The sequence below is a fragment of the Sphingomonas sp. IC081 genome (genome assembly GCF_006874585.1).
Lineage (GTDB): Bacteria > Pseudomonadota > Alphaproteobacteria > Sphingomonadales > Sphingomonadaceae > Novosphingobium.
In genome coordinates, this window is record NZ_CP029761.1 from 3902928 (window position 1) to 3910009 (window position 7082).

The following is a 7082-nucleotide window of genomic DNA, read 5'->3' on the forward strand; positions in this document are numbered from 1 at the left end:
TCAAAATCCGCCTTCGGCGGATTTTCAATCAACGCCGACCCGGCTGATTTTCGCGGAAAATCGCAAGAAAACCGCCGCTCCCGGCGTTGACCGGGGGCTCCCCGCTGTTAGTGTCCGCCGCAAATTCAGAACGAGGTGGGCATGGGTCGGCGGCTGACGCTTTATATCATTATCGGCATGGTGCTGGGCATCGCCGTGGGCTGGCTGCTGCACGCGACGATCCCGGCGGACGATCCGCGCCTCGTGCAGTGGGCCGACTACTTCAAGCTGCTGCCCGACGTTTTCCTGAAGCTGATCAAGATGATCATCGCGCCGCTGGTCTTCGCGACGATCGTCACCGGCATCGCCGGCATGGGTGACAGCGCCGCGCTCGGCCGGATCGGCGGCAAGGCGCTGGGCTGGTTCATCACCGCCAGCCTGATCTCGCTGGGCCTCGGCCTGGTGCTGGTGAACCTGTTCAAGCCGGGCGTCGGCGCGGGCCTCACCACTGGTTCCGACCTCGGCAAGCTGGAAATGGGTGAGCTGACGCTGCGTCATTTCATCCTCGAGATCTTCCCGAGCAGCGCTGTCGACGCGATGGCGCAGAACAACATCCTGCAGATCCTCGTGTTCTCGGTCTTTGTCGGCGTGGGCCTGACCGCGATCGGCGAGAAGGGCGCGATCATCGTCAAGGTGAGCGAGGCGCTGTCCGAACTCATGCTGCAGATCACCGAATACGTGATGCGCTTCGCGCCTTTCGCGGTGTTCGGCGCGCTCGCCAGCGTGATCGCCAAGCAGGGCCTGGGCATCATCGTCACCTACGGCGTGCTCGTCAGCGAGTTCTACTTCGCGATGCTGCTGCTCTGGGTCATGCTGTTCCTGGTCGGCGGCGCGTTCCTGCGCGGGCGGGTCATCACCCTGTTCCGCTATATCCGCGAGCCGCTGCTGCTCTCGTTCTCGACCGCATCCTCGGAAGCGAGCCTGCCCAAGCTGTTCGAGCAGCTCGACCGCTTCGGCGTGCCGCGCCGTATCTCGGGCTTCATCCTGCCGCTGGGCTACAGCTTCAACCTCGACGGCTCGATGATCTACATGAGCTTCGCGTCGATCTTCATCGCGCAGGCCTATGGCATCCACGTTCCCATCGGCACGCAGATCCTGATGCTGCTGACGCTGATGGTCAGCTCGAAGGGCATCGCCGGGGTGCCGCGCGCCAGCCTCGTGGTGATCGCGGCAACGCTCTCGCAGTTCGGCCTGCCGGTCGAGGGCATCGCGCTGCTGCTCGGTGTCGACACCTTCCTCGACATGGGCCGCTCGGCGACGAACGTGGTGGGCAATGCGGTGGCGACGGCGGTCATCACCCGCAGCGAAGGGATGCTCCAGCCGCTGGTCGATCCGGACGAGGAAATGCCCAAGGCTCCGGCGCATACCTCCTCGGATGGCCGCGCCGGGCTCAATATCGATCCGGTTCAGTACGAAGATTGAAGGGGTAAAAGCAGGGGAGCATAGCCCCCCTGCACCCCCAATACCGTCTGGGTCACGTGGGCCAACCACGTCGCGCGCCCATGGCGGCGTCGGGGGACGTAAGGGCTGCGCCGCAAGCGGCGCTACGCCTAAGTGGCGCGCGGCGTAGACGTTCCCAGGGTCTGGGGGGCTGAGCTTGTCGAAGGGCCCCAGGACTTCTCTGTTTCTACTGCTTGAGCTTCACCGGCGTAAACGGCGCCAAGCCGCACCCACCGCCGCGCTGGAAGCCGTTCCCCACCCGCATCAACGGATAGATGATGTCCTGCCGGCAAAGCTGCGACAGCGACGTGCTGTACGTAAAGCTGTCCGCCGACCTCAGCCCGGAGCAGCGGTTCGCCAGCGTCACCCGCCACACGCGATTGCCGGCGCCGCCGATGAAATCGACGGTCCAGTCGTCGCGGATGCGGGTGCTGGAGAACTGGGTGAGCGGCAGGCAGTCCTGCGCGGGGCCGACCGCTTCGGCGGCAGGGCTGACCGGAGGAGGCGCGGCGGGTTCGTGATCCGAGCAGGCGGCCAGCGCCAGCGGCGAAAGCATCAGGACAAGGCGACGGCTAGCCATAAGAGACCTCCCGTTCAGGCGGCTTTCTTCGCACCCTTCTCCAGAACCTTGTCCTTGTAGTCGCACAAGTCAACCACCGGGCAGCGCCAGCATTCGGGCGTGCGGGCCTTGCAGATGTAGCGGCCGTGCAGGATCATCCAGTGGTGCGATCCCACCCGGAAGGGCTGCGGCACGCGTTTCTCAAGCTGCTTCTCGACCGCCAGCGGGGTCTTGCCCTTGGCGATCCCGGTGCGGTTGCCGACACGGAAGATATGGGTGTCCACCGCGAAGGTCTCCGCTCCGAAGGCGCAGTTCATCACCACGTTGGCGGTCTTGCGGCCGACGCCGGGCAGTTCGACCAGCGCGTCGCGGTCTTCCGGCACGTCGCCGCCGTAGCGCTCGACCAGGATCTCGGAGAGGGCGATGACGTTCCTGGCCTTGGAATTGAACAGGCCGATGGTCTTGATGTGCTCCTTCAGGCCCTCTTCGCCCAGTTCGACCATCTGCGCGGGCGTCTTCACCTCGCGGAACAGCGCCCGCGTGGCCTTGTTGACGCCGACGTCGGTCGACTGCGCGGAAAGCACCACGGCGACGAGGAGCTGGTAAGTGTTGCCGAATTCCAGCTCCGTCTCGGGCGAGGGGTTAAGCTCGGCGAGACGGCGGAAGAATTCGAAGATCGCGGCCTTGTTCAAAGGTCCAGCACCTCGGGCATCGTGTAGCGGCCGGCGTGCTTGTCCTTCAGCCACTGCGCCGCCTTGACCGCGCCCTTGGCAAAGATCGTGCGGTTTTCGGCGAGGTGCGAGAACGAGAGGCGCTCGTTGTCGCTCAGGAAATGGACGGTGTGGTCGCCCGCCACGGTGCCGCCGCGCAGGGCCGCGAAACCGATCGTGCCCGCCTCGCGCTTGCCGGTGATGCCGTCGCGGCCGCGCACGGCCGCGTCGGACAGGCTGACCTCGCGGCCCTTGGCGGCCGCGTCGCCCAGCAGCAGCGCGGTGCCGGAGGGGGCGTCGACCTTCATGCGGTGGTGGGTCTCGACGATCTCGATATCCCAGTCCTCGCCCAGCCTGCTGGCAGCTTCGCGCACGAGGTGGGCAAGCAGGGTGACCCCCAGCGAGGTGTTGCCGGTCTGGAGCACGGGAATGTGCTGCGCGGCGGCATCGATCAGCCAGTGGTGGCGTTCCTCGAGGCCGGTGGTGCCGACAACGATGGGAATGCCTGCGTCCACCGCGGCATCGAGGTTGGCTTCGAGCGCGGTGGGGCTGGAGAAGTCGATCAGCACGTCCGAATGCGCGGCCAGCCCGCCAAGGTCGCCGTCGCGGCCCACGCCGCCGGCAAGGTCTTCACCTGCGTCCGCGATGGCCAGTGCAATGGCGTGCCCCATGCGTCCCGCGCTGCCGATAATTCCGATTCGTGCCACTTGCCGTCTCCGTTGAAGGCTGGTCTCATGGCCGGGATGAAGGACATCCGCAACATCGTCATCCTCACCGGCGCGGGCGTAAGCGCCGAAAGCGGCATCGATACCTTTCGGGATGGCGGCGGCTTGTGGGAGCAGCACCGGGTGGAGGACGTGGCGACGCCCGAGGCTTTTGCCCGCGATCCCGACCTCGTGCTGCGTTTCTACGACATGCGGCGCGAGTCGATCCAGACCAAGCAGCCCAACGCCGCCCACCACGCGCTGGCCAGGCTGGACCGGGAGTGGGAGGGCGACCTGCTGATCGTCACCCAGAACGTCGATGACCTGCACGAGCGGGCAGGAGCCAAACGCGTGCTCCACATGCACGGCGAGCATCTCAATGCCTGGTGCACCGCCTGCGACGCGCGCGTGCCCTGGACCGGGCCGCTGATCGGCCGTCCGGCCTGTCCCGAATGCGGCGCGGCGGCGCTCAGGCCCGATATCGTCTGGTTCGGGGAAATGCCCTACCGCATGGACGCAATCTTCGCGGCGCTGGAGCGGGCGGACCTGTTTGTCTCCATCGGCACTTCGGGCGCGGTCTATCCCGCCGCCGGCTTCGTGCGCAACGCGCGCGAATTCGGGGCGGAGACGCTGGAACTCAATCTCGAACCCTCGCAAGGCACGCCGTGGTTCGACGAGGCGCGCCATGGCCCGGCGAGCGAACTGGTCACGGCATGGGTGGACGAAGTGCTCGGCGCATGACCTGCCGGGGAACCTGCCACTGCGGCGCCGTTACACTGGAACTGGCGGACACGCCGCACGAGATCTGCGACTGCAACTGCTCGGTCTGCCACCGGTTGGGGGCGCTGTGGTCCTATCACAGCCCCGCGAACGTGCGGATCGAGGGCGAACTCGTGGGCTATCAGACCGGCGAGAACGTGCTGACCTTCTGGCACTGCCCGCAATGCGGCTGCACCACGCACTGGAGCGCGGTCGATCCGGCGAAGGACCGGATGGGCGTGAACATGCGCCTGTTCGCGCCCGAACTGCTCGCAGGGCTATCGGTCTACAGTTACGACGGTAGGGCTGCCTGAACGCCGCAGGCCGAACAGCCCGGATCCTTGGCAATCCTCAGCGGGCGCATCGAAGGGGCCATGCCGTCGATCAGGTGCAGGGTGCCGAACTGCGGCTCGCCCAGCGCCGACCGGCCCGCCAGCAGCACGCGCATGGCGTGCATCGCCGCAAACGTGCCGACCATGCCGGCCATCGCCCCCAGCACCCCGTCCGCCGCGCACGTGTCGCAGTCCTGCGCGTCGAAGGCGTCACCCACGAAGCAGCGGTAGCAGGCCTCGCCCGGCAGATGTCCGGCGAAATTGGCGACCTGCCCCTGAAACCGGCCGATTGCCGCCGTGCTGAGGGGAATGCCGAGATTGACGCAGCAATCTGACACCCGCAGGCGAGTCGCGAAGTTGTCACAGCCGTCGAGTACGACGCTCGCGCCGGAGAGTATCTCTGCCACGTTGTCATCCCCAAGGCGCGTTACGTGCGGCAGGACTTCAAGGCCAAGATCAAAGCGCCGCACCCATTCGGCCGCCGCTTCCGCTTTAGGCTTGCCGATATCCGATGGCGCGTAAATCGTCTGGCGTTGCAGGTTGCTGACGTCCACCGTGTCGTCGTCGACCAGCGTCAGGCGTCCTATCCCGGCTGCGGCGAGGTACTGGAGCGCAGGGCTGCCGATCCCGCCGCAGCCGACCAGGACCACATGGGCATCGGCCAGCGCCACCTGACCCGCGCCGCCCACTTCGGGCAGGACGATGTGCCGCGCAAAGCGCGCAAGGCGTTCTGGCGAGAGCGTCATTCTTGTCCTGCCTCGCCGGGATTGGCCGCAGGGCCGGTTTCGGCCGCAGGCAGGCGTTCCTTCACGAAACCGTGCATGCCGAACCACCACTGGGTGGCGATCACGCCGCCCTTGGCCGGTTGCAGCATCGCCAGCATCATGACCACCGCCAGCGGCACGACGATAGCGAACATGCCGGCCACGCCCATCGCGAAGTCCTTGGAGAGCATGATGATCACCGGCGCCATCAGGTGTCCGGTCACGATCATGGCGATATAGGCCGGGAAGTCGTCGGCGCGCTGGGGCGTCAGGTCGAGCATGCAGGCCGGGCAGCGGTCCAGCGGCTTGAGCCACTTGCGAAACAGCAGGCCTTCGCCGCAGCGCGGGCACCGGCAACGCATGCCGCGCAGCGCGGCCTGGCCGTAAGTGGCGGGAAGCGTCATGACCACAGCGCCTACAGCATCGCGGCCACGCGGGCAAACCGAAGATGCCGCCCGGCGGTGATGGGGCTGGCCGCGCCCCGAACTTGCGGTCAGGCGCTTTCGGCCACGTGCACGCGGTTGCGGCCATTGCTCTTGGCGGCATAGAGCGCGGCGTCGGCGCGGTGGGCGGCATCGCCGAGCTGGGCAAAGCTGCGCAGCGTCGCCAGCCCGCAGGAGAAGGTGACCGGCCAGGTATTGCCGGTGCTCTCGGGCCCAAGCAGCGGATCGAGCGCGACATTGGCGCGCAGCCGTTCCATCACCAGCCGCGCCTCGTCGAGTTGGGTATTGGGCAGGAGAACGACAAATTCCTCGCCGCCCCAGCGCGCCGCCATATCGCTGTGGCGCAGCCCGCGCTCGAGCCGCTGGCCGACCGCGCGCAGCAGCGCATCGCCGGCGGCATGGCCGAAGCGGTCGTTGACCGACTTGAAGTGGTCGATGTCGATCATCGCCAGCACCGAATTGCCCTCGCCGATCAGCACGCGTTCCGAGGAATCGAGAAAACCGCGGCGGTTGCGCAGGCCCGTCAGCGGGTCGCGCGCGGCGGCTTCGACCAGTTGCTCGGTGCGGACCGCGTTGGCCGCGGCCGAAGTGGCAACGGCGGTGAGCAGCTGGCCGACCAGGTCGTCACCGCCCTTGGGCACCCGGCCCAGGCGCGCGCCGTGCTGGGCCGCGCGCAGCATGGCGGTGGCTTCGCCGACCGGGGCCAGCAGCGCCCGGATCGCCAGCATGCCCAGCACGGTTCCGGCCAGCGTCGCGCCGAGCAGGACCAGGAGGGTGCGGATCTGCCAGTCGCCGGTCATGGCCTGGACAAGGATGGCGGCGATCAGCGGCAGATGCACCGCGCCAAAACATACGAGGAGGATGCGCCATTCGTAGTGACGCGGAAACAGGAAGGACGTGGCCCGGTAGAAGCGCATGGGGGGATGCTCCTCTCGTGCGGCCGGGACAGGCCCCGGTCACTGCGAGAAGCTAAGGGAATACCCTTATTCAAAGTTTAAGAAATCATTTTTCGTCGCATAAGCGGCACTTTTTGCCGGTTTTTGGGGCGATTTGTCGCTTGTTCCGAAGGGTTGCCATCATGCATTACAGTAAATGTTAAATATAGGATGGGAATTTACTTGGAGGCGGACGCGGTCTCTCAAGCGCGCCAACGGCTGATATTGGCGCCGTCCTCGCATCGCAAATACGTTTCATAACAGAAGCATGGATATGCGACTGCAGGGGCAGGCGCAGTGAGTCGTCTGCCCCTGTCATGTCCATGGCGCTGAAACGAACCGCGCGCGGGAACCGGATGGTTCCCGCGCGCGGACAGGTGCGACCCTGTGGGCAAGC

9 protein-coding genes are annotated in these 7082 nt (G+C 66.5%); 3 read left to right on the top strand and 6 right to left on the bottom strand.

What is annotated here, in order from left to right:
* Positions 1 to 141 precede the first annotated feature (141 nt).
* A complete protein-coding gene (locus DM450_RS18530) occupies positions 142 to 1461 on the top strand; it encodes a dicarboxylate/amino acid:cation symporter (RefSeq protein WP_142637285.1) in 1320 nt (439 codons plus the stop codon).
* A 205-nt stretch (positions 1462 to 1666) separates the two neighbouring features.
* Here the strand turns inward: DM450_RS18530 and DM450_RS18535 are convergent, their stop codons facing one another.
* From DM450_RS18535 to dapB, 3 genes are read right to left on the bottom strand one after another with little or no spacing between them, the layout of a single operon-like run.
* Positions 1667 to 2059: a hypothetical protein gene (locus DM450_RS18535; protein ID WP_142637288.1), complete on the bottom strand. Its 393-nt coding sequence runs from the start codon at positions 2057 to 2059 to the stop codon at positions 1667 to 1669.
* 14 nt (positions 2060 to 2073) lie between these two features.
* On the bottom strand, positions 2074 to 2730 hold the full coding sequence (gene nth, locus DM450_RS18540) for an endonuclease III (RefSeq protein ID WP_142637289.1): 657 nt from the start codon (positions 2728 to 2730) through the stop codon (positions 2074 to 2076).
* Complete coding sequence (gene dapB, locus DM450_RS18545) at positions 2727 to 3455, bottom strand: 4-hydroxy-tetrahydrodipicolinate reductase (RefSeq protein ID WP_142637290.1); 729 nt, start codon at positions 3453 to 3455, stop codon at positions 2727 to 2729. The genes nth and dapB overlap by 4 nt, the downstream gene beginning before the upstream one ends.
* Positions 3456 to 3491: 36 nt before the next feature.
* Between dapB and DM450_RS18550 the strand changes: the two genes are divergently transcribed.
* Both DM450_RS18550 and DM450_RS18555 read left to right on the top strand, forming a co-directional pair.
* Positions 3492 to 4193: an NAD-dependent deacylase gene (locus DM450_RS18550; RefSeq protein ID WP_142638108.1), complete on the top strand. Its 702-nt coding sequence runs from the start codon at positions 3492 to 3494 to the stop codon at positions 4191 to 4193.
* A complete protein-coding gene (locus DM450_RS18555; RefSeq protein ID WP_142637292.1) occupies positions 4190 to 4525 on the top strand; it encodes a GFA family protein in 336 nt (111 codons plus the stop codon). The genes DM450_RS18550 and DM450_RS18555 overlap by 4 nt, the downstream gene beginning before the upstream one ends.
* Here DM450_RS18555 and DM450_RS18560 read toward each other — a convergent pair.
* From DM450_RS18560 to DM450_RS18570, 3 genes are all read right to left on the bottom strand, one after another.
* Positions 4504 to 5289: a HesA/MoeB/ThiF family protein gene (locus tag DM450_RS18560; protein WP_142637294.1), complete on the bottom strand. Its 786-nt coding sequence runs from the start codon at positions 5287 to 5289 to the stop codon at positions 4504 to 4506. The two genes, DM450_RS18555 and DM450_RS18560, sit on opposite strands and share 22 nt — an antisense overlap.
* On the bottom strand, positions 5286 to 5711 hold the full coding sequence (locus DM450_RS18565) for a DUF983 domain-containing protein (RefSeq protein WP_142637296.1): 426 nt from the start codon (positions 5709 to 5711) through the stop codon (positions 5286 to 5288). The genes DM450_RS18560 and DM450_RS18565 overlap by 4 nt, the downstream gene beginning before the upstream one ends.
* A gap of 89 nt (positions 5712 to 5800) precedes the next feature.
* Positions 5801 to 6667, bottom strand: a complete 867-nt coding sequence (locus DM450_RS18570; protein WP_142637298.1) for a GGDEF domain-containing protein — start codon at positions 6665 to 6667, stop codon at positions 5801 to 5803.
* Between the last annotated feature and the right edge of the window lie 415 nt (positions 6668 to 7082).